Source organism: Extensimonas perlucida, from assembly GCF_007655255.1.
GTDB lineage: Bacteria > Pseudomonadota > Gammaproteobacteria > Burkholderiales > Burkholderiaceae_C > Extensimonas > Extensimonas perlucida.
Genome location: NZ_VMYE01000005.1, coordinates 38,179 through 62,140, shown reverse-complemented (window position 1 = coordinate 62,140; position 23,962 = coordinate 38,179). Strand labels below are relative to the sequence as shown.

Here is a 23,962-nt window from a genome sequence, read left to right as displayed (position 1 = left end):
CCATGCCTGCGCACGCATTTTTGTCACCCTGGACGCTGAAGGCGCTGCGCGACATACCGCTGCAGGCGCTGCCTGATTTTGCGCAGAGTTGTACGCAGCGGCTGGCGGCGGGAGAGCGGTTGGTGACTTTGTTCGGACGGCCTGCATGCGCCGGCGAACCCGAGGATTGCGTTCTTACCGCCGTCTTTCAGCCGGCACAGGGGCCGCTGGAGGTACTGCGTGGCACGGCGCGAGGCGGCGCGCGCTACCCCAGTCTGACTTGCGCGCATCCTGCGGCGCAGATGTATGAGCGCGAACTGTGGGAGCAAACCGGTCTGCTCCCAGAAGGGCATCCCTGGCTCAAGCCGGTGCGTTTCGAGGGCGCTCGCCAGCAGCGCATGGCGGACTACCCGTTTTTCCAGGTGCGCGGGCACAGCGTGCACGAGGTGGGGGTGGGCCCGATTCATGCGGGCGTGATCGAACCCGGCCACTTCCGCTTCATGTGCCTCGGTGAAACGGTGTATCACCTGGAAGTCCAGCTGGGCTACCAGCACCGCGGCGTCGAAGCAATGCTGCTGCACCGCCCGGCCTGGACGCTGGCGCCTTTGCTGGAATCCGTCTGCGGGGATTCCGTCGTCGCCTATGCCTGGGGCCATTGCGCAGCCATCGAGGCGTTGAGTGGTCGCAGCGTGGGCTGGGGCACGGCGCTGTCGCGCGCCGTGGCGCTGGAGCTCGAGCGCGTGGCGATGCATGTCGCCACCCTTGGGGGCCTGGCCACGGACATTGCCTTTCTGCAGGGCGGCAGTACCTATGGCCGCTTGCGCACGGCGATCATCAACGCCACCCAGCGCGTCTGCGGCAACCGCTTCGGCCGCGGCTGGATCCGGCCGGGACGCTCCAGCGTACTGAGCGACGCATTGCGCGAGGACCTGGTGCAGACCTTGCGCGCTTTCGCCGTCGACTTTGCGCAAATCAATGAACGCATGCGCACGGCGCGCAGCGTCACAGCGCGCTGCCTCGGTGTGGGGACGGTCAGCACGCAGGCAGCGCGTGACCTGGGCCTGCTCGGTGTGGTGGCGCGCGCCAGCGGCGTGGCGCAGGATGTGCGCACCGAACTGCCGGGGCCGGTATATGGCGCTGCGCCTTTGTCCCTGGTGACCGAACCGCAGGGCGACTGCTGGGCGCGCGTGCTCCTGCGTATGCGCGAAGCGGAGCAGTCCGTCGCCTGGCTGTTGCGGGTGCTGGAGGAGGGCATGCCGGAGGGCGCAGAAGACGACCAGGGCATCACGGATGCTTCTTCCTTTGCAGCAGCGCCGCCGGCGCTGCAGCCCGAGGCCTTGTGCGTTTCGCTGACGGAAGGCGCGCGCGGGCCGGTGGTGCAGGTGCTGGAGACCGGCGCTGGCGGAGAGCTGCGCCATTACAAGGTGCAAGACCCCTCGCTGGCCAATTGGTACGGGCTCGCACTGGCCGTGCGTGACAACGCGATTTCCGACTTTCCCCTGTGCAACAAGAGCTTCGACCTCTCGTATTGCGGCAACGATCTATAAAGTCCCATGTTCAAATCTCTCGCCGTCCGAAGATCCCAGGGCACGCAATACATTGCCGATTTGCGCGCGGCGCAGGCCGCAGGCTTTCGCGGCAAGCCCGTCATCGGCGAAGCCGCATGTGCTGCCGGCTGCTCGGCTTGCGTGTCGGTGTGTCCGAGCCAGGCGCTGGCGCTGGAGCCGGTGCAGGTCGATCTGGGGCGCTGCGTGCTCTGTGGCGACTGCGCCGCCGTCTGCCCCAGCGGCAAGATCGGTTTCAGCAGCGATGTCAAACTGGCCGCCACGCAGCGCTCCGGCTTGGTGCTGAGCGCCGCGCGCCCCGACGTGGATCCGGTGCAGGTGTCCGCGGCATTGCATAGTCGCTTCGGCCGCTCGCTCAAGCTGCGTTCGGTCTCGGCAGGTGGCTGCAACGGCTGCGAGATGGAAATCAACGCGCTGGGCAACGTCAACTTCGATCTGGGCCGCTACGGCATCGACTTTGTGGCCTCCCCCCGGCACGCGGATGGCCTGGTGCTGTCGGGGCCGCTGACGCGCAACATGGCGCAGGCGCTGCAGCTGTGCTGGGACGCCATGCCAGAGCCCAAGCTGCTCATCGCTGTCGGGGCCTGCGCGATCTCGGGCGGTGTATTCGCGCAAAGCGCGGCCCTCGATCGGCAGTTTCTGGAGCGCATCCAGCCCACGCTGTATGTGCCCGGCTGCCCGCCGCACCCGCTCACTTTCATCTGCGGCATCCTGGATTTGCTCGGCATTCCTTGAGAGCGTGCCCGAAATAGGCGCTACACCCCGCGCGCACGCTCGGCCCGAAAGCGCGCACGAAAGGCGCTGAATTCGCCGGCTTCGAGCGCGCTGCGCATCTCCTGCATGAGCTGCAGGTAGTAGTGCAGGTTGTGGATGGTGCACAGCATGGGGGCGAGCATTTCGCCGCAGCGGTCCAGGTGGTGCAGGTAGGCGCGGCTGAAGCCCGTGCGCCCGCCCTCGTCCCAGGACACGCCCGAGGCGCCCGCGCAGGCCTCGCAGCGGCAGCTGGTGTCGAGCGGGCGCGGGTCGCTCTTGTGGCGTGCGTTGCGGATTTTCAGGTCGCCGTAGCGCGTGAACAGCGTGCCGTTGCGCGCGTTGCGCGTGGGCATCACGCAGTCGAACATATCGACGCCCTGCGCCACGCCCTCGACCAGGTCTTCGGGCGTGCCCACGCCCATGAGGTAGCGCGGCTTGTGCGCGGGCAGGCGGTGCGGCGTGTGCGCCATGATGCGCAGCATGTCCTCCTTGGGCTCGCCCACGCTCACGCCGCCCACGGCGTAGCCGGGCAAGTCCAGCGCGACGAGCGCGGCGAGCGACTCTTCGCGCAGGTGCTCGAACATGCCGCCTTGCACGATGCCAAACAGCGCGTTGCGGTTTTGCAGCCGCGCAAACTCCTCCTGGCTGCGGCGCGCCCAGCGCAGGCTCAGCTCCATCGAGGCGCGCGCCTCGCGCTCGGTGGTGATATGCCCTTTGGTCTCGTAAGGCGTGCACTCGTCGAACTGCATCACGATGTCGCTGTCGAGCACGGTCTGTATCTGCATGCTGATTTCGGGCGAGAGAAAGAGCTTGTCACCGTTCACGGGGCTCGCAAAATGCACGCCCTGCTCGGTGATCTTGCGCATCTCGCCCAGGCTCCAGACCTGAAAACCGCCCGAGTCGGTCAGGATGGGCTTGTGCCAGTTTTCAAAAGCGTGCAGGCCGCCGAAGTTGCGCAGCACGTCCAGCCCCGGGCGCATCCACAGGTGAAAGGTGTTGCCCAGGATGATTTGCGCGCCCATGGCGTGCAGGCTTTGCGGCAGCACGCCTTTGACGGTGCCGTAGGTGCCCACGGGCATGAAGATCGGGGTTTCGACGACGCCGTGGTGCAGCGTCAGGCGGGCGCGGCGCGCGTGGCTCGCGGGGTCGGTGGCAAGGAGGTCGAATTGCAGCATGGGGGCGCATTGTCCCAGAGCGGCGGGCCTGCCGCGCCCTGCCGCTACACTGCCGTGATCGGCAAACTTGGAAAGAATGCAATGAAGATTTTGATAGCAGTCGATGGCTCGGAACTCTCGCTCGACGCCGTGCACCACGGGCTCGCGCTGCTGCGCGCGGGCCTGCGCGCGAGCTTCGTGCTCGCTCATGTGCAGGAGCCGGCCTCGCTCTATGAACTCGTCACGACGCGCGACCCGGACCTGATCGCGGCTGCCGCGCGCGAGGCCGGCATGGACCTGACGGCCCCGGCGCGTGCGCTGCTCGATGCGGCTGCGGTCGAATACACGACCGAAATCCGCATGGGTGCGGCTGCGAACACGCTCGTGGACATCCTCGAAGAAACGGCTTGCGATCTTGCGCTCGTGGGCGCACGCGGGTTGGGCGGCTTGCGTGGCGCTTTGCTGGGCTCGGTGTCACAGGCGCTGGTACACGAAAGCCCGGTGCCCGTGACCATCGTCAAACACGCGCCGCAGGAGGAATGACGGCGCAGTGATCGGTATCTGACAGTCAGTGCGCGCTGGTTTTCAGGCTGCCTTGCGATAGTGTGCGTACGACTCGGCAGGGCGCTGGAATTTGCCGTGCGGCAGGCTGCCCAGGCGCTGCAGCAGGCGCCGGCAGTAGCCCTGGATGCGCAGGCACTTGTTGATTTCGTCCACGGGCAGCGGCCCCGAGACCACGACCAAATCGTCGGCTACGTCAGGCGCGCCCGCGGCGCGCAGGCGCCGGCGCGCCATGCTGGCCCACGAGAGGATGCGCGTGGGGCTGCCATGCTGGTGCAATTGCCCCGTGTGGCGATCGAAGGCCAGGGCAACCGACTCTGTCTTGAGCCGGAAGCGGCGCTCGCCCGTGGCGGCGCTGGGCGCATCACGCAGGTCGTACAGGTAATAGCTGCCGGCCTTGAGTTGGTATTGCATGTCCATGGCGTGTTCCTCTGGCGAGGCATTTTGCGGCTTGTGGTGCGCGCCTATCCTGGGAATAACGCGGGGAAGCAGGGGTTTTTTGTAACGATTTTCAGCTGGACTTACGCAAACAAGGATGCAGCGAGGCGTTTTGCCATGGAGCGAACGCCTTGCCCAACCCCGATTTGCGTCAGTCGTGTTCAGAAATCGACCAGGCTCACGCCCAGGCTCAGCACCGTGCGCTTGCGGTTGTAGTCCACCAGGCTGTCGCCATAGCCGCTGAAGAGCTGCGTGTGCAGGCGCAGATTGCTTTGCTTTCCGCCCAGCGTGTGCAGCCACTCGAGCCGCGCCGAGCCGCGCCAGGCGCTGCCGAAAGAGTTGCGCAGCGTGGCGATGTAGGTGTTGACCTCGTCGGGGTTCCAGGTGGCCTGCAGCTCGGCGCGGCCCACGTAGTTGCTGATGCCGGGGTTGTCGTCGTCGGTGCCACCTTCCCCGAGGCGCCGCCACAGTCGCGCCGTGACGCTCCAGCGGTCGTTGAGCTCCACGCCGGTCATCAGGTAGATGCGGTTCCAGCTGCGCGACAAGGGCAGGGTCTGGCCGTTCGATTGGTGCACCAGCCCCACGCCGCTGTAGCGCCAGCGCCAGCCCCAGGGCAGCTGCGCGTCGGTGGGATAGACATAGACGACTTCGGGCTCATGGTCGGTGTTGCGAAACGGGCGCGAGATGTCGCCGCTGAAGAGCTGCCAGTACGACTGCTGCGTGTAGCCGAACCACAGCGAATCGAGGCGCTGCGCGGCGCCTTGCGTGAGCAGCCCTTGCGCGAGCTTGGTGCGCACCGACAGCTGCAGGCGCATCTCGGTGCGCCGGTAGTTGATGGGCGCAGCCGTGTGATCCGGTGCCGGGGAACTGGGCTGGTCGTTCACGGTGTCCGCGCCGACCACCGAAACGCTGATGGGCCGGTAGCCGCGAAAGCGGAACACGCCGCAGCTCGAACCTGGTTCGAGCTCCCAAAAGCGCGCGAGCAGGCTGTAGCGCGTGTCGCGGCAGCCATCGACTTGCACGAGGATGGGCTCGGACGCTGGCGGCAGGTCTGCCGGGGTGGGAGTGGTGGTGGCGGTAGTGGCGGTAGTGGCGGTAGTGGCGGTAGTGGCGGTAGTGGCGGTAGTGGCGGTAGTGGCGGTAGTGGCAGTGCCTGCCGTGCCTGTCGCGGCGTTGGTCGGGGGCGATCCTGGGGGCGCCGCAGCGGCCTGCGTGGGTGCGGACTGCCAAGCCTGCTGGCCCGCCCATTGGTCGAAGCAGGCCAGGCGCGCGGCGTCGCCTGGCAAGGTGGTGCAGCGTTGCCAGGCGGTGGCGCCCTGGGCGGCGCGCGGCGCAGCGCTCGAGGGCGGCGCGGCAAGCGCCGGTGCAGGCACGGATGCAGGCGCCCGTGCCGGGGTTGGTGCTTCAGGCGTGTTGGCTGGCGTCTGCGCGAGCGCCGTGCCCGAAGCGAGCGCGCAGGCGCAACTGCCTGAAGCGAGCCAGCCGGCCAGCAGGCGCGCCGCGCTCATTCGGGCGCCATCTTGCGCAAGATGAAAGAAATGCTCGTTGGTGGATCGGTGCTGTCGCTGTTCCATGTGCCGCGTATCTCCTTGCCGCAAGTTCCTTCTAGTGTGCTGCCCCGCAAGTAGCTGCACTTAATGAAATCGATGGATTCGCGTTCAGGGCAAGGCGCAAACCGCAGCGATAGCCGTAGCTATCGCGAGGATTTGCAACGCCGCCCTGGGCGCGAAGGCGCGATTTCATGTGCAGTTATTTGCGGGGCAGCACACCAGCACGGTGCCCAGCCAGTTCGCGCTGATGTGCTTGCCGTCGGTGGACTCTTCGAGCGTGAGCTGGCCTTCATCGACGTCACCGGCGAGCAGCACCGTGGTGCCGTCGCGCTGCAGTGTGCCATGCACGCTCTCGCGCAGTTCGGGGTGTGGCGTGAGCTGTAGCAGCACGGGCGCGCTGCGGCCTTGCAACTCGGCGCGCCAGTGGCCCAGGAGCTGCGCCTGGCTGGTGTCCGCCGCGGCGGGGCACTCTGCCGAGGATTTTGCATCATTTTGGCCTCTAGCGCTTGATGCGCAAGCGCTAGCAGCTATCAATAAAAGAGTTATAGAGGGTTTCATGGGGCTGGTGTGCCGGCGCCCGTAGCGGGTGGGGGTGCGACTTTGGGATCGGCCTGGGCCTGCGCCTTGGCCGCGAATTCGGCGCGCAGTGCCTTGAGCTTGGCGCGCGGGTCTTCGCGCGTGGTGCCGGCCTGCAGCGCCATTTCGGCGATGAAGCGGCTGGGCCGCGCGGGCACTATCTCGCGCCCTTTTTTGCGCCGCTTGCTCCAGCTCACGGCGAGCGTACGCTGGGCGCGCGTGATGCCCACGTACATCAGGCGGCGCTCTTCCTGCAGACGCTGCAGCTCGTCGGCGCTCGGGGTGCGCGTGGCGGCTTCGCTGCCGCCGTCTGGGTCGGCCTGGCCGGGCTGGAATGGCAGCATGCCTTCGGTCACGCCCACGAGCATCACGTGCGGCCACTCCAGCCCCTTGGCCGCGTGCAGCGTGGAGAGCGTGACGCAGTCCTGCTCCTGCTCGCGGTCGGCGATGGTGGAGAGCAGCGCGATGGTCTGCGCGACTTCGAGCAAGCTCTTGGCTTGGGTAGTGACCACGCCGCCCGCAGCGTCGTCGGCCTGACCGCCCGCGCGCTGCGCCATCCAGTCGCAGAATTCGAGCACGTTGCTCCAGCGCGCGGCGGCGACTTTGTCGCTGTCTTCGCTCTCGTAGAGGTGCTTTTCGTAGCCGATCTCCTGCAGCCAGTCGGCCAGAAAGGCGCGCGCCGCCTCGGCGCCCAGGGTGTGGCGCGCGCGGTATTCCAGATCGTTGACGCAGCGCCCGAACTCGTGCAGGCCGTCGAGCGCGCGCCGCGGCACGGCGGCGGGCAGCATGGCGTTGAAGAGTGCGCCAAACAGGCTTTGCTTGTGCTGGCTGGCAAACTGGCCCAGCTGCGCGAGCGTCTGCGGGCCTATGCCGCGCCGCGGGCTCGTGATGGCGCGCAAAAAGGCCGGGTCGTCGTCGTTGTTGCTCCACAGGCGAAACCAGGCGCACAGGTCGCGCACCTCGGCGCGGTCGAAAAAGCCCGTGCCGCCCGAGACTTTGTAGGGGATGTTGGCGCGGCGCAGCGCCTTTTCGAAGGGCTTGGCCTGGTGGTTGGCGCGGTAGAGGATGGCAAAGTCGCGCCAGGCCGGCGGCGGGTTGCTCGCGGCGCGCAGGCTCTGGATGCGCGCGACGGCGCGCTCGGCCTCGTGCTCTTCGTTGTCGGCGTCGATCACGCGCACGGGCTCGCCCTCGCCCAGCTCGGAAAACAGCGTTTTCGGGAACAGCTTGGGGTTGGGCCCGATGACGTTGTTGGCCGCGCGCAGGATGGCGCTGGTCGAGCGGTAGTTCTGCTCGAGTTTGATGACCTTGAGCTGCGGAAAGTCCTGCGGCAGGCGCTTGAGGTTGTCCAGCGTGGCGCCGCGCCAGCCGTAAATGCTCTGGTCGTCGTCGCCCACCGCGGTGAAGTGGCCGCGCGCGCCCACGAGCAGCTTGAGCAGCTCGTACTGCGTGGCGTTGGTGTCCTGGTATTCATCGACGAGCACGTAACCGAGCTGCGTCTGCCACTTGTCGCGCACGTCGGGGTAGTCGCGCAGCAGCTTGAGCGGCAGGCCGATGAGGTCGTCGAAGTCCACGCTCTGGTAGGCCGCCAGGCGCTCCTCGTAGCGCGCCATGATGCGCGCGAGCTGGTGTTCTTCGTCGTTACTGGCCTGGGCCAGCGCCTGCGCGGCGTTCAGGCCCATGTTTTTCCAGCGGCTCAGCGCCCATTGCCACTGGCGCGCCGTGGCCGCGTCGGTGGTGCCGCCTGCGGCGTCCTTGAGGATGCTGAGCACGTCGTCACTGTCGAGGATGCTGAACTGCGGCTTGAGCCCGAGCCGCTGGCCGTCTTGCCGCAGCAGGCGCACGCCCAGCGCGTGGAAGGTGCACAGCAGCAGGTCTTTGGCGCGCCGCCCGATCAGGCCCGCGGCGCGCTCGCGCATCTCGGCCGCGGCCTTGTTGGTGAAGGTGATGGCCGCGATGCGCTGCGGCGCAAGGCCGTGTGCATCGATCAGGTGCGCGATCTTGTGCGTGATCACGCGCGTCTTGCCCGAGCCGGCGCCGGCCAGTACCAGACACGCGCCCTGCGTGTAGTGCACGGCCTGCATCTGGGCAAGGTTCAAACCTTTGGACATGGGAGCGAGAGCGGGGGAAACGAAGCGAGAGAAAACGATGAGGCGCGACGGGCGCGAAAGGAGGGCGGGCCGGGACGCCCGGGCACGCGCAGCGGGTAATGATAACGGCGACCCCCTTGGTCGCGAGGCCTGCGGCACAATGCTCCGAGAACCTTTTTGTTCACACCCTGCGTGTCCGCGTCCGCGCCGTTTTTCCGGTTTTTGCCATCTTCCTTCCCGCGTTCGGAGAGATTCACCATGAGCCTTTTGTTTTCCCCCTACCAGCTGGGCCGGCTGACGCTGCCCAACCGCATCGTCATCGCACCCATGTGCCAATACTCGGCCGAGGACGGCAACGCGAGCGACTGGCATGTGCTGCACTTCGGCCGCATGGCCTTGTCGGGCGCGGGGCTGTTCATCATCGAGGCCGCGGCCGTGGAGCCCGTGGGACGCATCTCGCCGCGCGACATCGGCCTGTGGTCGGACGCGAACGAGGCCGCGCTCGGCCGCGCGCTGCAGGCCGCGCGCGCCTATTCACGCATGCCCATAGGCATCCAGCTCGCGCACGCGGGGCGCAAAGCATCGACCGCGGTGCCCTGGGAGGGCGGGCGCGCGCTCACGCCGCAGCAGGGCGGCTGGCAGGTGGTGGCGCCGTCGCCGCTGCCCTTCGATCCGCAGGATGCAGCGCCCCTGGCGCTCGACGAGGCTGGCATCGAACGCGTGGTGGCAGCGTTTGCGCAGGCCGCGCGGCGCGCCGAACGCCTGGGGCTGGACCTGATCGAGCTGCACGCCGCGCACGGCTACCTGCTGCACGAATTCCTCTCGCCGCTGTCCAACCAGCGCAGCGATGCTTACGGCGGCACGCTTGAAAACCGCATGCGCCTGCTGCTGCGCGTGTTCGACGCGGTGCGCGCGCAGGTGGCGCCGGACTTCCCCGTGGGCGTGCGCATCTCGGCCACCGACTGGGTCGAAGGCGGCTGGAACGTGGCGCAGAGCATCGAGCTCACACGCCGGCTGCACGCGCGCGGCAGCGCCTACGTGCACGTGTCGAGCGCGGGCCTGTCGCCGCAGCAACAAATCCCGGTCGGGCCGGGTTACCAAGTCGCACTTGCGCAGCAAGTGCGCGCGGCTACGGGTGCGCCCACGATCGCCGTGGGTCTGATCACCGAGGCACAGCAGGCCGAGACCATCCTCGCGAGCGGCCAGGCCGACCTCATCGGCGTCGCGCGCGCCATTCTCTACGACCCGCATTGGCCCTGGCACGCCGCCGTCGCGCTCGGCGCGCAGGTGCAGGCCCCGCCGCAATACTGGCGCGCACTGCCGCATGGGGTGAAGAACCTGTTCGTGCAGTAATGCCGTCATGCAGTAACGCCGTGACGTAGTAACGCTGCCGTGCACGGCGGGTGTCCCGCCTTGCCTTGCACAGCCTGGCGTGCCCGCGTTCCTGGCGCCGCGCCGCAGCTCGCGAACATTGCCGCACCATGTGGGACATCCTGCGCATCACCTTCCCCTTTTTCGCGCTCGTGCTGTGCGGCTACCTGGCCACGCGGCGCGGGCTGCTGCCGCTCGCGGCGATCCCGGGGCTCAATGCCTTCGTGCTGTTTTTTGCGCTGCCTTGCATGCTCTACCGCTTTGGCGCGCGCACGCCGATCGGGCAGCTGCTCGATCCGGTCGCGGGCGGCGTGTATTTGCTGTGTGCGCTGCCGCTGGTCGCGGGCGGGGTGCTGGGCCTGCGCGCGCTGCGCTGCAACTGGAACGACGCAGCCTTTGGCGCGCTCGTCGCGGCCATGCCAAATTCGGGCTTCATGGGTGTGCCGCTGCTCGTGGCCCTGCTGGGCGCGCAGGCCGCCGGGCCGGTGATTTTGACCATGCTGGTGGACATGGTGTGCACCACCTCGCTGTGCATTGCGCTGTCGCGCCTCGACGGCGCGGGAGCGCACGGTGCGGCGGTGGCGCTGCGCCAGGCTTTGCGCGGCATGTCAGCCAACCCCATGCCCTGGGCGACCGCGCTGGGCGCGCTGGCCTCGGCGCTGCAGTGGCAGCTACCGGGGCCGCTGGACAAAACCGTGGCCATGCTGGCCGAGGCCGCGTCGCCCGTGGCGTTGTTTGCCATCGGCGCGGTGCTCGCACGTGCACAGATGCAGCAGCACGAGCGCGTGCGCCCTGTCGATTACGTGCCGCTCGCGCTCGCCAAACTGTTCGCGCACCCGCTGCTGGTGTGGCTCGTGGGCCACGCTGCGCAGGCGCTGGGCGTGCCGCTGGCGCCGCAGACGCTGGTCGCGCTGGTGCTCGTGGCGGCATTGCCGAGCGCGAGCAACGTGTCGCTGCTGGCCGAGCGCTTCGGCGCACACACGGGGCGCGTGGCGCATGTCATCCTGGTATCGACCACGCTGGCCTTCGTGAGCTTTTCTGCCGCCGTGGCCTGGCTCGTGGGTTGAGCACGGGGTTGCGCACGGGATTACACACGTGTGAGGCCGCTGGCCCGGTGCGTGCGCTCAGGCCGCCCGCGGGCGCACCTTGCTGGCGGCGAGCTGGGCGCGGCTGCGCGCCGTGGCCACGTCGTCGGCATGCGCGAGCGCCACGCCCATGCGGCGCTTGGCAAAGCTCTCGGGCTTGCCAAACAGGCGCAGGTCGGTGCCGGGCACGGCCAGCGCCGCATCGACGCCATCGAACACGATGCCGCGCGCCTCCACGCCGCCGTAGATCACGGCGCTCGCGCCCGGGTTGCGCAGGCTGGTATCGACGGGCAGACCCAAAATGGCGCGCGCGTGCAGCTCGAATTCGCTCTGCCACTGCGTGACCATGGTCACCATGCCGGTGTCGTGCGGGCGCGGGCTGACTTCGCTGAACCAGACCTGCTCGCCCTTGACGAACAGCTCTACGCCAAAAATCCCCTGGCCGCCGAGGTTGTCGGTCACGGCGCGCGCAATCTGCTGGGCCTTGTCGAGCGCCGCGGGCGGCATGGGGTGGGGCTGCCAGCTCTCGACGTAGTCGCCGGCCACCTGCAGGTGGCCAATGGGCGCGCAAAAGTGGCTGGCGATCTGCCCGCCCGCGGCATCCGGCGCACGCACCGTGAGCAGCGTGATTTCGTAGTCGAAGTCGATGAAGCCCTCGACGATCACGCGCGTCTGGCTCACGCGCCCGCCAGCCATGGCGTAGTCCCAGGCCTTGGCAACATCGGCAGGGCCGTCGATCTTGCTCTGGCCTTTGCCCGAGCTGCTCATCACGGGCTTGACGATGCAGGGGTAGCCGATGCCGCCGTCGATCGCGGCCTGCAGCTCGGCGAGCGAGTCGCAAAAGCGGTAGGGGCTGGTGGGCAGGCCCAGGGTTTCGGCCGCCAGGCGCCGTATGCCTTCGCGGTCCATGGTCAGGCGCGCCGCACGTGCAGTCGGGATCACGCGCACTGCGCCAGCGGCTTCGAGCTCCTGCAGCACGGGCGTGGCAATGGCCTCGATCTCGGGCACGACGAGGTGCGGGCGTTCGGCCTCGATCAGCGCCTTGAGCTGCGCCGCGTCGCTCATCATGATGGTGCGCGCATGGTGCGCCACCTGCTGGCCCGGCGCGTGCTCGTAGCGATCGACCGCAATGGTCTCCACGCCCAGGCGCTGCAGCGCGATCAGCACCTCCTTGCCCAGTTCGCCCGCGCCCAGCAGCATGACTTTGGTGGCGTGAGGGGATAGCGGCGTTCCGAGGGTGGTCATGTGCAGGGCTCCGGGTCAAAACAAAAGCGTGACTGTAATCGAGCCCTCGCCGCGTGAATCAGCGCGCGCGGCGGTGGATTTGGCGGGTGCAAACGATAATTCCCGCCGCACCGTTTCTTCTCCCCACCCCGCGCAGCGCCCATGACCCAAAGTCTCCAAACACCCCCGCCCGCCCCATCGCTGTGGCGCCCGCCCAGCCTGTCGCTGCGCTGGTGGCCGGTGTTCTTGCGCAATCTGCTCGTCTGGCGCAAGCTGGCCGTGCCCAGCCTGCTGGGCAACATCGCCGAGCCGCTGATGTGGCTCGTCGCCTTTGGCTACGGCATGGGGGCACTGGTCGGGCAGATCGACGTGGGCGGCGGACGGCAGGTGCCCTACATCCTGTTCCTTGCGAGCGGCTCGATCTGCATGAGCGCGATGAACGCCGCGAGCTTCGAGGCGCTGTATTCGGCCTTTTCGCGCATGCACGTGCAAAAAACCTGGGAGGGCATCCTGAACGCGCCCCTGCGCCTGGACGACGTGGTGCTGGCCGAGATGCTCTGGGCCGCGTTCAAGTCGATCTTCACGGTCACGGCGATCATGGGCGTGATGCTCGCGCTGGGCATCAGCCACAGCCCCAAGCTGCTCGTGGCCTGGCTGGTGCTGCTGGCCGTGGGGCTGATGTTTTCGAGCCTGGCGCTGATCTTCAATGCGCTCGCCAAGAGCTACGATTTTTTCACCTACTACTTCACGCTGGTGCTCACGCCCATGATGTTCCTCTCGGGCGTGTTCTTCCCGCGCGAACAGCTCCCGCCCCTGGTGCGCACCCTCTCGGCGGCGCTGCCGCTGACGAACGCGGTCGAACTCGTGCGCCCCCTGTTCATGGATCAATGGCCCGCCCAACCCCTGCGCCCCGCGCTGGTGCTCGCGCTCACCACCCTCGGCGCCTTCTGGCTCGCGCTCGCGCTCACGCGGCGGCGTTTTCGGGGGTGACGCTCTGGTAAAAGGAGCTGCTTGCGCGCGTTGGTTCTGCGTGGAAGGGGGTTTTTGAGTATGGGCGTCGTCGGGCGCAACACGCCCTCTGTTCTATCGCAAGCGCCCGAAAATTGGAGTCTGACCCTGAGGTATCCCCACAAATTTGTGTTTAAATTCAAGCAGTTAGATGCCATTTAGCCTGCGAGACATGGATTGATTCTTCATCCCGACGCACAAACGCCGATGGAGGGCTTCGAATGCACACGAACCTGCTCGTAGACCAAATGCTGGGAAAATGCCTGTCGCGTTTGCATGCCAAGCTAGCCCAAGCAGTCAAGGCGGCGGTATCCAGTGCTTTGCGGGGAGCCCACCTGAGCCTGAGCCAGCTGGCCCGCGCTCTGGAGCCGAGCACGGCGATGCGCCATCGCATCAAACGAATCGACCGTCTGCTGGGCAACGATGCGCTGCATGGCGCCCGCCAGGACATCTATCGGCAAGTGGCGGCGCAATGGTTGACACAGGTCGGACAACTGCTGGTGGTGATCGACTGGTCAGACGTCACGCCCGATCAGCGTTGGCACTTGCTGCGCGCCAGCGTTGCCGTAGAGGGGCGCAGCGTCACACTGTATGAAGAAATCCACCCGCAGCACAAGTACGGCAACCTCGAGGTGCACCGCCATTTCCTGCAGCGCCTGGCCAGCATGCTGCCAGCAGGCCATGCGCCCACCATCATGACGGATGCTGGCTTTCGCTCCACCTGGTTCGAGTTGGTGGCGCAACACCGCTGGCACTGGGTAGGGCGCATTCGCGGCAAAGACATGGTGCGCATTGGCACGGGGCACTGGCAGCGCTGCACACAGCTGTACCCTGCAGCCACTTCGGATGCCCAAGCGTTTGCCGATGCGTATTACGTGCGCAGCCACCCCGTGGCCTGTCGGCTGATTCTGCTGCAGCGCGTGCCCAAGGGGCGCACGCGGCGCACGCACAAGGGGCAGCGCTCGCGTTGTCGCAGCTCGCTCAAGGCCGCCCGCAGAGGCCGTGAGCCGTGGCTGCTGGCGTGCTCGCCAAGCCTTGCGCATTTGAGTGCGCAAGCGATTGCGGGGCTGTATGCGCAGAGGATGCGTATCGAGCAATCTTTCCGCGACCTCAAGAATGAGCGCTTGGGGCTGGGCCTGAGCGCCACACGCTCACGCTCGAGCAGGCGGCTGGAGATACTGCTGCTGATCGGACATCTGGCGGGGTGGTTGCTGCGTCTGATCGGTGAGTGTGCGCAACAGCGCCAGATGCAGCGGTATTTCCAGAGCGTTGGCCGTCACAAGCGCGAGCACAAGGAAATTTCCACGTTGACCTTGGCTCGTCGGATCATCGATGCGGGGGAGTCATGGCTGCGCAAACTTCGGCTCGAACAAGCTTTGGAATTGCTTCGCCGCCAGGCCCAGCAAGCGTGTTTTGTAGAGTGAATTTGTGGGGAAACCTCAGAGTCTGACCCCAATTTTTACTTTTTAGGCATAACGCCTGAATTAAGCCGAACCGCGAAGCGGTTTCCGCTTGAATGAATTGTTAGCCATGACGCTTTGGCGCTTTATGTTTGACATCAATACCCTCGGCAATTGCATTCGCGCCGGCCACAGCCTGATGCGCCTCGATAGAGTGCGTTCCAGGAAGATCGTGATAAGCGCCTGGCTCGATCGCGCTGTCAATAAACAGGTGATAAGCAATACCCAGAGAGGCGCCTTGCGAAGTGGCCCTAACGTACTGATCCTTGTGCGTAGCAATAGCGTCCCATATGGGATCGTGCGTTTCTGGCAAGTACGAATGGGCAATCCCGATAAACGACGCTGAGGCCAATAAGAAAGTTTCGATTGCCGCGCCAGAGAGAATCGAATGAGTGAATATTGATCGGTGCGCATCGATGCCTGCAATCAGATCGAGGTCGGGAACTCCGCCATCACCGTCTACGCCACCAGATGCAGCCAAAAAAGCGAGGGTTGAAACTACAAGGGCGGGTGCGTTCTGCTTTGGATTTGAGCGAACAGCTTGCTGCAAAATCTTTACGGATGTCGTGACATTAGAGATGGTGGATACGATGGATTCTTTAGCGGTTGTAACGCGGCTCGATGCGTGCTCTTTAAGATTACCTTGTTTATGTGCCTTATATGCGCCAGTTGCTTCATCAACTGTGCCTCGACTCAGGCGACTGATCAACTTGCCAAGGTTTTTTGCGCGGCGCCAACTAACCTTACCGAACAAAACTCCTGAGTCGGCACCCCACTGGGTGAGTTGCTCTCGTGGGATCAGGCGAAGGGCATGCAGTAGCTCCTCCGTCATACGGGCTTGCCTTGACCGAGAAAGGATGACGACGGATGGCAGTGCTGTTGTCATGGCTAACGTTCAGTATACGCCGCAAGCGGCGTATACTCATTCAAAAATTCGGCGTATAACGCAATTTTTCCACAGAGAGGCCCACTTGTAGCACACCTCTGCGGCCAGTATATGCCAGCAAACACCACGCCACAGCCCAAGCTGCGCAGCGATAACTGGACTCTGACCCCAATTCCAGTGCTCTCGCCCATGATGTTCCTCTCGGGCGTGTTCTTCCCGCGCGAACAGCTCCCGCCCCTGGTGCGCACCCTCTCGGCGGCGCTGCCGCTGACCAACGCGGTCGAACTCGTGCGCCCCCTGTTCATGGACCAATGGCCCGCCCAACCCCTGCGCCCCGCGCTGGTGCTCGCGTTCACCACCCTCGGCGCCTTCTGGCTCGCGCTCGCGCTCACGCGGCGGCGTTTTCGGGGGGGGGGTGCTCTTGTAATCGTAGCTTGCTACGCCCGTCATTTCTGCCTGAAATAGGGTGAAGATTTCACTTCCTGCTGGTCGATGAGGCATCCCAGAAGCTGGGCGACGCGGTTGCCGGCCGCGCCTAGGAGCCTGTCGGACTTTGGGCGTCGAAAGCGAAGATGCGGCCCAGCGAGGCCAGTTTTTGCCGGATTCGCCGCCCCATAGTGGTGCTATGGGGCAAGAAACCGGTGAAAAATGGGCCGCTGCGGCGCATCTGCAGCCGACGATTCCAAAGTCCGACAGGCTCCTAGGAGCCTGGACTTCCATCCAAAAGCGCAGGCAACGTCAGCCCGCAAATCGGCAAGCCAGCGAGCAGTCTGTAAAATGCAACCGTTTTGGTTCCATGATGCTTGGTGAATGCCGTGCCTACAACGCTGACATTGAAAAACATTCCGGACGACGTATACGAGCAGCTGAAGGTCGCGGCAGAAATGCACCGTCGCAGCCTGAACAGTGAAGCCATTGTGTGCCTTGAGACTGTGCTTATGCCGACCAAGATAAGCCCGACTGAACGACTTGCCCGTGCGCGCCAACTGCGGGCGGGACTAAACACGAAGTTTCGCGCCCGCGACATTGACGCCTTGAAGAAGCAAGGGCGTCCATGAGGGTCGTGGATTCAAACGTGTTGGCGTATCTGTACCTGCCAGGAGAATATACGGCGGCAGCAGAGGCGCTGATGGAGCACGACCCTGATTGGGCCGCGCCTGTGCTTTGGCGCAGCGAATTTCGCAACATTCTGGCCGGATATCTGAGGCGCGGAAAGCTGACGTTCGAGCAGGCGCATGCGCTCCAAAGCGAGGCCGAGGATTTGCTCTCGGGCGCCGAATACGAGGTCGACTCGCGTAGCGTCCTCGAACTGGTGCGCGACAGTGAATGCTCCGCATACGATTGCGAGTTCGTTGCGCTCGCGAAGACGCTCGGAACGAAGCTCGTGACCATGGATGGCAAAGTGCTACGGTCGTTCCCAGACATCGCGGTCGCGCTCTCTGCGGACTAACGGTGTCAAAAAACTCCTAAAAAAGAAGCTGTTTGCGCGCGCTGGTTCTGCGTCAGCGGCCATTTTTGCTTAAAGCGGCAAATAGCCCAACCCGCGCCCGTATCAAGGTCAGCCCGCTCACTCCGGCAAAAACAACTCCAGCAAGTCGTTCAAAAAATCAAACCCCCGCGCCGTCGGGCGCACGTGGCCCAGGTCGCGGGTGATCAGGCCCTGGCGTTCGGCCTGCTCCAGTGCCGGGGCGATGGTCGAAAGCGGCAGGCCCGTGCGGTCGCAATAGTCTTGCAGCGCAAAGCCTTCGCGCAGGCGCAGCGCGTTGAGCATGAATTCGAAGGGCAGGTCGGCGCGGCGCACCTCGTCGTCCTGGGCCACGGCCTGGCCCGCGAGCGCCTGCGTGATGTAGCGCTGCGGGTCGCGAAAGCGCACCTGGCGCACGATGCGGTGCGCGAAGCTCAGCTTGCTGTGCGCGCCCGCGCCCAGGCCCAGGTAGTCGCCAAACTGCCAGTAATTGCCGTTGTGTACGCAGGCGTGGCCGGGGCGCGCGTAGGCCGAGACTTCGTAGCGCTGCAGCCCCGCGGCCTGCGTGAGCGCGGTGATGCGGTCGAGCATGGCGTAGGCCAGGTCGTCTTCGGGCAGCGCGGGCGGCGGGTGCTTGGCAAAGTAGGTGTTGGGCTCGATGGTGAGCTGGTAGATGGAGAGGTGCGGCGGCGCAAAGGCAAGCGCGGTGTGCACGTCCTGCTCCAGTTCTGCGAGCGTCTGGCCCGGCAGGGCGTACATCAGGTCTAGGTTGAAGTGGTCGAACGCCTGCGCGGCCTCGTGCATGGCGGCCAGGGCCTGCGCGCGGTCGTGCACGCGGCCCAGGGCTTGCAAGTGGCGGTCGGAAAAGCTCTGCACGCCCACCGACAAGCGCGTGACGCCCGCGGCGCGAAAGGCGTGAAAGCGCGCGCGCTCGAAGCTGCCGGGGTTGGCTTCGAGCGTGATTTCGCAGCCCGGCAGCAGCGGCAGCCGCGCGCGGATCGCGCCCAGCAGCGCTTCGATGCGCTCGGGCGCGAACAGGCTGGGCGTGCCGCCGCCGAGAAAGACGCTCAAGACCTTGCGCCCCCACACGAGCGGCAGCGCGGCTTCGAGGTCGGCGACGAGCGCGTCGATGTAGCGCGACTGCAGCGCCTCGGCCTCGGCCCCGCTGGCCGTCAGCGCGTGCGAGTTGAAGTCGCAGTACGGACATTTTTGCAGGCACCAGGGCAGGTGCACGTAGAGCGCGAGCGGCGGCAGGCTGGGCAAGTGCAGCACGCCCGGGCGCATGGACTGCTGCAGGTCGCGCGGCGGGGGCGGCGTGGGTTCGGCGGGATGGGCGCTGTGCCTTTCGTCGGGCACAGCCGGGCGGATGGGGATGGTGGGCATGGGGATTTCAGCCCGCGAGCCAGCGCTCACGCAGCAGCTGCATCATCTGCCGCGCGGCCTGGCCGCGGTGGCTGTGCGCGTTTTTGGCTTCGGGCGGCAGCTCGGCAAAGGTTTTGCCGAGTTCGGGCAGGTACATCACGGGGTCGAAGCCGAAGCCGTGGCTGCCGCGCGGCGCTTCGGTGATCTCGCCCGCGGCGCGGCCCACGGCGATCAGCGGCTCGGGGTCTTGCGGGCTGCGCACGGCCACGAGCGTGCTCACGAGCGCGGCGCGGCGGTTGCTGATGCCGCGCATTTGTTCGAGCAGCGCGCGCACGTTGTTTGCATCGCCCTTTGCGTAGCCGAATTGCGTGGCGTAGTAGGCGGTTTGCACGCCCGGCAGGCCGCCGAAGGCGTCCACACACAGCCCCGCGTCGTCGGCGAGCGCGGGCAGGCCCGTGTGCTGCGCGGCAAAGCGCGCCTTGGCGAGCGCGTTTTCGACGAAGGTGCAGTACGGCTCCTCGGCCTCGCCCACGCCGAGCCCGCCCTGGGGCAGCAGCTCCACGCCCAGCGGCGCGAGCATGGCTTGCAGTTCGGCGAGCTTGCCGGGGTTGTTCGATGCCAGCACGATTTTCATGGTCAAATTGGCCTCTAGCCCTTATGTATCAAGCGCAAGCAGCTATTACTCGTAGAGCGCTTTTTGTTGCAGCGTGAGCAGCTCGCGGATGCCTTTTTCGGCCAGCGTGAGCATCTGGTCGAGCTGCGCGCGCGTGAACGCCGCGCCCTCGGCCGTGCCCTGCAGTTCGACGAAGGCACCCGCGGTGGTCATGACGACGTTCATGTCGGTGTCGCAGCGCTGGTCCTCCTCGTATTCGAGGTCCAGCAGCGGCGTGCCCTGCAGCATGCCCACCGAGACGGCGGCCACGGCTTCGCGGATGGGCGACTGGCTGAGTTTGCCGCTGGCGAGCAGCTGGTGCACGGCGTCCTGCGCGGCCACCCAGGCGCCGGTGATCGCCGCAGTGCGCGTGCCGCCGTCGGCCTGGATCACGTCGCAGTCCAGCGTGATGGTGCGCTCGCCCAGCAGCCGCAGGTCGAACACGGCGCGCAGCGAGCGCCCGATCAGGCGTTGAATCTCCTGCGTGCGTCCGCTTTGCTTGCCGCGCGCGGCCTCGCGGTCGTTGCGCTGGTGCGTGGCGCGCGGCAGCATGCCGTATTCGGCCGTGACCCAGCCCGCGCCGCTGCCGCGCTGGTGCGGCGGCACCTTGTCTTCGACCGAGGCCGTGCACAGCACGCGCGTGTTGCCAAGTTCGATCAGCACCGAGCCTTCGGCGTGCATGGTGTAGTTGCGCGTGATGCGCACGGGGCGCATGGCGTCGGCGGGGCGTTGATTGCTACGAAAAATGGTGCTCATGGCTAATTTTCAGAAAGAGGGGTGAAGCAGTGTGGGGCGAAAGGCGCCCTGCCAGCCCACCGAGGCGGCGGCGCTGGCCGGCCCGGCGTTCGTTCACTTGGGGGCGGAGCGCGGGCCGTGCAAGATGCGGCACCGGGGCAATGGCTTCAGCGGTGCTTCAACGGCGGCGCTCGGCGGAGCGGCGGATGGCCTCGTTGATTTCGGCGATCGAGCGCTCGATCATGGCTTCGTCGAGCTCGCCCAGCAAGGCGTCTTCGAGGGCATCGGGGGGCTCGGCCTGGATGGTGGAGGCAAAGGCGCCTTCGCCTATGCTGTCGGTGGAAATGCCCATGGAAGACGGGAAGTCGTCGGGCATTTCCCATTCGAGCGCGAGCGCAGTGACGTTGTCGCTGGCCGCGCCCGCCTTGCGCAGCGCGTCTTCGACGAGGTCGGGCACGGCATGTTCCACGGTTTGCTGGCCCAGGCGCTGCGCGATGGTGTCGTCGTCGAGCGCACTCCACAAGCCGTCCGAGCACAGCAGGATGCGGTCGCCCTGCGCCAATGTCACCGGACCGCCGAGGTCGAAGACCGGCTTGAGCGGCGAGCCCAGGCAGGTGAACAGCAGGTTGCGGTTCGCATACTTGGACTGCGCGGGCGGGCCGTCGAGCAGCGCGTGGTAGGAATGATCGTGCGTGCGCGCTGCGATCGCGCCGCCGCGCACCAGGTACAGGCGCGAGTCGCCGCAGTGGATCCAGAAGGCTGCGCCCCCCTGCAGCACGGCAGCGACCAGCGTGGTGCGCGGCGCGTCGGGTAGGAGCTTGTCGTTGGCATAGCGCAGGACTTGATGGTGCGCAGCCAGCAGCGCAGAAGACAAAAACGTCGGCACGTCCGGGAGCTGCGGCGTGGCCTGGTTCTGGAACAGGTGGGCGATGGTTTGCAGCGCAATCTGTGCCGCTACCTCGCCTTCGGGGTGGCCGCCCATGCCGTCGGCGAGCAGAAAGAGGCTGGACTCCCGCGTGTAGCAGTAGCCCATGCGGTCTTCGTTCTTGGCGCGGCCGCCGCGACGGCTGACCTGGAATACCGAAAATTTCATTGCGGTTTGGCGCCAGCGGGGGCTTGCGCAGCGGGTTTTTTGGCATCCGACTTCATGAGCTGCAGGCGCATTTTTTCGGAGACTGACAGCTTGGTGTAGCGCCGCTCGCCCTCGCGGCTCAGGGCTTTTTGCAGCGCAAACACGGACTGCGGGCGCGACAGCGGGTCCAGCGCCATGCACCACTCGACGATTTCGATCAGGCTGTCCGAATACACGCCGCGCAATTTGGTCAGCGCTTGCGCAATGCGGTCTTTGTCGGTGCGCTGCGGCGCCTCGCTCGGGGGGTAGCCCTGCATGCAGGCGTAGATGCAGGCGCCGATGGCGTAAATATCCGTCCACGGCCCCATGCTGCTGTCGCGCCGGTACATCTCGGGCGCGGCGAAGCCGGGGGTATACATCGGGCGGATGAAGTTGCCTTCTTTGGACAGCACCTCGCGCGCCGCGCCAAAGTCGATCAGTACCTCCTTGTCGTCGTCGGTAATGAAAATGTTGGCCGGCTTGATGTCCAGGTGCAGCATCTTGTGCTGGTGCACGATACGCAGGCCGCGCAGCACTTCGTCGAACAGCGAGCGTATGGTCGATTCGCGGAACACCTTGGGTTGCTTGAGCTCGCGCGCGGTGACGATGAAGTCCTGCAAGGTCGCGCCTTCCAGGTAGTTCATCACCATGTAAACCGTTTCGTTCTCACGAAAGAAGTTGAGCACGCTGACCACCGCGGGGTGCGCAATCTGCGCCAGCGAGCGCCCCTCCTCGAAAAAGCTCTTGAGTCCCAGCCGGTACAGCGAGAGTTTTTCGGGCGGCACCTGGGGCAGCAACTCGCCCGGCGCGCGCGTGACCAGCGAAGAGGGCAGATACTCCTTGATCGCCACCTGCTGGCCTTCGGCGTCCTGGGCCAGATACACCACGCCGAAGCCCCCTGAGGACAAATGGCGCAGCAGGCGGTAGCCGCCTAGGGTGCTGCCAGACGGTAAGGGAGCCGGCTTGATTTTGGACATGGTGCGCGCAAAGGTTCGGGATCGGGGCGTGGAACCAGGATAATCGCCCGATCACCAAGCAAGCCATCAAAGTCTCATGCCAGTTTACAGTATGACCGGATACGCCAGTGTGCAGCATCGCCCTGGCGCCACGGAGGGCGAAACCGAGCCTGCGGCTTTGCCCAAGCGCGGGTTGGGGCTGGAGATTCGCGCCGTCAACAGCCGCTTTCTCGACCTGAGTTTTCGCCTGCCCGACGAGTTGCGCGCCGCCGAGCCGGCGTTGCGTAACCTGCTTACCGCGCAGCTCAAACGCGGCAAGATCGAAGTGCGCGCCGCGCTCGAAAGCAGCGACGGCGTGGACTTGCCAGACCTTTCGCCGCGCCTGCTGCAGCGCCTCAGCGTGTTGCAAGATGGCATACGCGCCTGGCTGCCGCAGGCCGCGCCTTTGAGCGTGGCCGAGGCCATGCGCCTGAGCGCCAGCGCCGGCACACAGGCGCAAGACTGGGGCTCCATCGTGTCCGAGCTCGCGCAGCAGGCGCTCGACGCCCTGCGCGCGGCGCGTGCGCGCGAGGGCGAGCGCCTGGCCGCCATGCTGCGCGACCGGCTCGTGCAGTTGCGCGCGCTCGCGCTGCAGGCGCAACCGCTCGTGCCCCAGCTCGTGCAACAGCAGCGCCAGCGCTTTCTCGAGCGCTGGCAAGAGGCCATGGCTGCCGTCGAAGGCAGCGTCCCGCCCGAAGCGGCGCGCGAGCGCGCGCTGACCGAGGCAACGGCCTTTGCGCTGCGCATCGACGTGGCCGAGGAGCTCTCGCGCCTGAACGCGCATCTCGACGAGATCGAGCGCCTGCTGGACAAAGGCGGCGAAATCGGCAAACGCCTCGAATTTCTGATCCAGGAGCTGCACCGGGAAGCCAACACGCTGGGCTCCAAGTCGGCCGCGCTCGAACTCACGCGCATCAGCGTGGACATGAAGGTGCTGATCGAGCAGATGCGCGAGCAGGTGCAAAACCTCGAGTGACGGCCGCCGCTTGATGCTATGTATAAAATAGCTATCGGTGTAGATAAATCATGGACTATCCAGGCAATATTATTGTAGTTTCGGCGCCCAGTGGGGCCGGCAAGTCCAGCCTCGTGAAAGCCTTGCTCGAGCTCGACTCGCATGTGCGGCCTTCGGTTTCACACACCACGCGGGCGCCGCGCGGGCAGGAAAAGCATGGGCGCGAATACTATTTCGTCAGCCCGCAAGAGTTCGACGCCATGGTGCAGGCGCAGGCTTTCGTCGAATGGGCCAATGTGCACGGCAACCGCTACGGCACGTCCAAAAAAGCCATCGAGGAGCGCATTGCGCAAGGCGGCGACGTGGTGCTCGAAATCGACTTCCAGGGGGCCATGCAAATCCGCCAGGCATTTGCGCAGGCCGTGCTCATCTTCATCCTGCCGCCCAGCTGGGAAGAATTGCGCGCCCGCCTGGAGCGCCGTGGCGAAGACGCGCCCGAGATCATAGAAATGCGCCTGAAAAACGCCGCCCAGGAGATGGCGCAGGCGCACAAATTTGACTACGTTATAATCAACGAACTCTTTGAGCGTGCGCTTTTCGATCTGAAAACCATAGTGCACGCCCAGCGCCTCAAGTACGCCGCCCAGTTGCGCGCCCGTGCCGAGACCTTCCAAGCGCTGCACATCATCTGAACACCCCCGGAGAACGCCGATGGCACGCATCACCGTAGAAGACTGCCTGGAAAAAATCCCCAACCGCTTCCAACTCGTGCTCGCCGCCGCGTACCGCGCGCGCATGCTCAGCCAAGGCCATGCGCCGCGCATCGAAAGCCGCAACAAACCCGCAGTCACGGCGCTACGGGAAATCGCCGCGGGCAAGGTCGGCCTCGAAATGCTGAAAAAAGTGCCCGGCTGAGCGTTTTCCTGAGGGAAAGCGCTGGCACTTTTTTGTCATGCAACTATCATAAAAAGCACCGCAATGCGGTGCTTT

General features: G+C 65.9%; 25 protein-coding genes. 13 read left to right on the top strand and 12 right to left on the bottom strand.

Features of this window, described 5'->3' with window-relative positions:
* Positions 1 to 2 precede the first annotated feature (2 nt).
* Both FK527_RS06375 and FK527_RS06370 read left to right on the top strand, forming a co-directional pair.
* Positions 3 to 1,526: a hydrogenase large subunit gene (locus FK527_RS06375; protein WP_144731241.1), complete on the top strand. Its 1,524-nt coding sequence runs from the start codon at positions 3 to 5 to the stop codon at positions 1,524 to 1,526.
* Positions 1,527 to 1,532: 6 nt separating this feature from the next.
* Positions 1,533 to 2,279, top strand: a complete 747-nt coding sequence (locus tag FK527_RS06370; RefSeq protein WP_144731238.1) for an NADH-quinone oxidoreductase subunit B family protein — start codon at positions 1,533 to 1,535, stop codon at positions 2,277 to 2,279.
* Between the two features lie 20 nt (positions 2,280 to 2,299).
* Here FK527_RS06370 and tgt read toward each other — a convergent pair whose 3' ends face one another.
* Positions 2,300 to 3,472, bottom strand: coding sequence for a tRNA guanosine(34) transglycosylase Tgt (tgt, locus tag FK527_RS06365; RefSeq protein WP_144731235.1), 1,173 nt, complete (start codon positions 3,470 to 3,472; stop codon positions 2,300 to 2,302).
* An 81-nt stretch (positions 3,473 to 3,553) separates the two neighbouring features.
* Here tgt and FK527_RS06360 point away from each other — a divergent pair, with 81 nt between their 5' ends.
* Positions 3,554 to 3,994 carry a universal stress protein gene (locus tag FK527_RS06360; RefSeq protein WP_144731232.1) on the top strand — a complete coding sequence of 147 codons (441 nt, stop codon included), beginning with the start codon at positions 3,554 to 3,556 and terminating at the stop codon, positions 3,992 to 3,994.
* A gap of 42 nt (positions 3,995 to 4,036) precedes the next feature.
* Here FK527_RS06360 and FK527_RS06355 read toward each other — a convergent pair whose 3' ends face one another.
* From FK527_RS06355 to FK527_RS06340, 4 genes are all read right to left on the bottom strand, one after another.
* Positions 4,037 to 4,432, bottom strand: a complete 396-nt coding sequence (locus FK527_RS06355) for a hypothetical protein (RefSeq protein WP_144731229.1) — start codon at positions 4,430 to 4,432, stop codon at positions 4,037 to 4,039.
* Between the two features lie 179 nt (positions 4,433 to 4,611).
* Positions 4,612 to 6,024 (bottom strand): phospholipase A, encoded by a 1,413-nt coding sequence (locus FK527_RS06350; protein WP_246072692.1) that lies wholly within the window; start codon positions 6,022 to 6,024, stop codon positions 4,612 to 4,614.
* A 165-nt stretch (positions 6,025 to 6,189) separates the two neighbouring features.
* A complete protein-coding gene (locus tag FK527_RS06345; protein ID WP_144731226.1) occupies positions 6,190 to 6,558 on the bottom strand; it encodes a hypothetical protein in 369 nt (122 codons plus the stop codon).
* Complete coding sequence (locus FK527_RS06340; RefSeq protein ID WP_144731223.1) at positions 6,555 to 8,684, bottom strand: ATP-dependent helicase; 2,130 nt, start codon at positions 8,682 to 8,684, stop codon at positions 6,555 to 6,557. Before FK527_RS06340 ends, FK527_RS06345 begins: the two co-directional genes overlap by 4 nt.
* 237 nt (positions 8,685 to 8,921) lie before the next feature.
* Here FK527_RS06340 and FK527_RS06335 point away from each other — a divergent pair, with 237 nt between their 5' ends.
* Both FK527_RS06335 and FK527_RS06330 read left to right on the top strand, forming a co-directional pair.
* Positions 8,922 to 10,016 (top strand): NADH:flavin oxidoreductase/NADH oxidase, encoded by a 1,095-nt coding sequence (locus FK527_RS06335; RefSeq protein ID WP_144731220.1) that lies wholly within the window; start codon positions 8,922 to 8,924, stop codon positions 10,014 to 10,016.
* Positions 10,017 to 10,144: 128 nt separating this feature from the next.
* Entirely contained in the window at positions 10,145 to 11,101 is a 957-nt protein-coding gene (locus tag FK527_RS06330) for an AEC family transporter (RefSeq protein ID WP_144731217.1), read from the top strand.
* A 57-nt stretch (positions 11,102 to 11,158) separates the two neighbouring features.
* On the opposite strand, the gene purT is transcribed toward FK527_RS06330, so the two are convergent.
* Positions 11,159 to 12,364: a formate-dependent phosphoribosylglycinamide formyltransferase gene (gene purT / locus FK527_RS06325; protein WP_144731214.1), complete on the bottom strand. Its 1,206-nt coding sequence runs from the start codon at positions 12,362 to 12,364 to the stop codon at positions 11,159 to 11,161.
* Positions 12,365 to 12,505: 141 nt separating this feature from the next.
* On the opposite strand from purT, the gene FK527_RS06320 reads away from it, so the two are divergent.
* Together FK527_RS06320 and FK527_RS06315 are read left to right on the top strand one after the other, a co-directional pair.
* On the top strand, positions 12,506 to 13,333 hold the full coding sequence (locus tag FK527_RS06320; protein WP_144731211.1) for an ABC transporter permease: 828 nt from the start codon (positions 12,506 to 12,508) through the stop codon (positions 13,331 to 13,333).
* Between the two features lie 239 nt (positions 13,334 to 13,572).
* Complete coding sequence (locus tag FK527_RS06315) at positions 13,573 to 14,775, top strand: IS4 family transposase (RefSeq protein WP_144731208.1); 1,203 nt, start codon at positions 13,573 to 13,575, stop codon at positions 14,773 to 14,775.
* Positions 14,776 to 14,875: 100 nt separating this feature from the next.
* On the opposite strand, the gene FK527_RS06310 is transcribed toward FK527_RS06315, so the two are convergent.
* Positions 14,876 to 15,697, bottom strand: coding sequence for a hypothetical protein (locus FK527_RS06310; RefSeq protein WP_144731205.1), 822 nt, complete (start codon positions 15,695 to 15,697; stop codon positions 14,876 to 14,878).
* Positions 15,698 to 15,808: 111 nt separating this feature from the next.
* Here FK527_RS06310 and FK527_RS06305 point away from each other — a divergent pair, with 111 nt between their 5' ends.
* The 3 genes from FK527_RS06305 (at position 15,809) to FK527_RS06295 (ending at position 17,147) form a co-directional block, all read left to right on the top strand.
* Positions 15,809 to 16,162 carry an ABC transporter permease gene (locus FK527_RS06305; protein ID WP_281287819.1) on the top strand — a complete coding sequence of 118 codons (354 nt, stop codon included), beginning with the start codon at positions 15,809 to 15,811 and terminating at the stop codon, positions 16,160 to 16,162.
* A gap of 350 nt (positions 16,163 to 16,512) precedes the next feature.
* Complete coding sequence (locus tag FK527_RS06300) at positions 16,513 to 16,755, top strand: FitA-like ribbon-helix-helix domain-containing protein (protein WP_144731201.1); 243 nt, start codon at positions 16,513 to 16,515, stop codon at positions 16,753 to 16,755.
* Entirely contained in the window at positions 16,752 to 17,147 is a 396-nt protein-coding gene (locus FK527_RS06295; RefSeq protein WP_144731198.1) for a type II toxin-antitoxin system VapC family toxin, read from the top strand. Before FK527_RS06300 ends, FK527_RS06295 begins: the two co-directional genes overlap by 4 nt.
* A gap of 117 nt (positions 17,148 to 17,264) precedes the next feature.
* Here FK527_RS06295 and hemW read toward each other — a convergent pair whose 3' ends face one another.
* From hemW to FK527_RS06270, 5 genes are all read right to left on the bottom strand, one after another.
* A complete protein-coding gene (gene hemW, locus FK527_RS06290) occupies positions 17,265 to 18,446 on the bottom strand; it encodes a radical SAM family heme chaperone HemW (protein ID WP_144731566.1) in 1,182 nt (393 codons plus the stop codon).
* A gap of 106 nt (positions 18,447 to 18,552) precedes the next feature.
* Entirely contained in the window at positions 18,553 to 19,158 is a 606-nt protein-coding gene (gene rdgB, locus FK527_RS06285) for an RdgB/HAM1 family non-canonical purine NTP pyrophosphatase (protein ID WP_144731195.1), read from the bottom strand.
* A gap of 45 nt (positions 19,159 to 19,203) precedes the next feature.
* Positions 19,204 to 19,932: a ribonuclease PH gene (rph, locus tag FK527_RS06280; RefSeq protein WP_144731192.1), complete on the bottom strand. Its 729-nt coding sequence runs from the start codon at positions 19,930 to 19,932 to the stop codon at positions 19,204 to 19,206.
* Positions 19,933 to 20,089: 157 nt separating this feature from the next.
* A complete protein-coding gene (locus FK527_RS06275; protein WP_144731189.1) occupies positions 20,090 to 21,004 on the bottom strand; it encodes a PP2C family protein-serine/threonine phosphatase in 915 nt (304 codons plus the stop codon).
* Positions 21,001 to 21,999: a serine/threonine protein kinase gene (locus FK527_RS06270; RefSeq protein ID WP_144731186.1), complete on the bottom strand. Its 999-nt coding sequence runs from the start codon at positions 21,997 to 21,999 to the stop codon at positions 21,001 to 21,003. Before FK527_RS06270 ends, FK527_RS06275 begins: the two co-directional genes overlap by 4 nt.
* Before the next feature lie 91 nt (positions 22,000 to 22,090).
* On the opposite strand from FK527_RS06270, the gene FK527_RS06265 reads away from it, so the two are divergent.
* The 3 genes from FK527_RS06265 to rpoZ are packed head-to-tail and all read left to right on the top strand — an operon-like array spanning position 22,091 to position 23,887.
* On the top strand, positions 22,091 to 22,993 hold the full coding sequence (locus tag FK527_RS06265) for a YicC/YloC family endoribonuclease (RefSeq protein WP_144731563.1): 903 nt from the start codon (positions 22,091 to 22,093) through the stop codon (positions 22,991 to 22,993).
* A gap of 50 nt (positions 22,994 to 23,043) precedes the next feature.
* Entirely contained in the window at positions 23,044 to 23,664 is a 621-nt protein-coding gene (gene gmk / locus FK527_RS06260) for a guanylate kinase (RefSeq protein WP_144731183.1), read from the top strand.
* Between the two features lie 19 nt (positions 23,665 to 23,683).
* A complete protein-coding gene (gene rpoZ, locus FK527_RS06255) occupies positions 23,684 to 23,887 on the top strand; it encodes a DNA-directed RNA polymerase subunit omega (RefSeq protein WP_114482070.1) in 204 nt (67 codons plus the stop codon).
* Positions 23,888 to 23,962 lie beyond the last annotated feature (75 nt).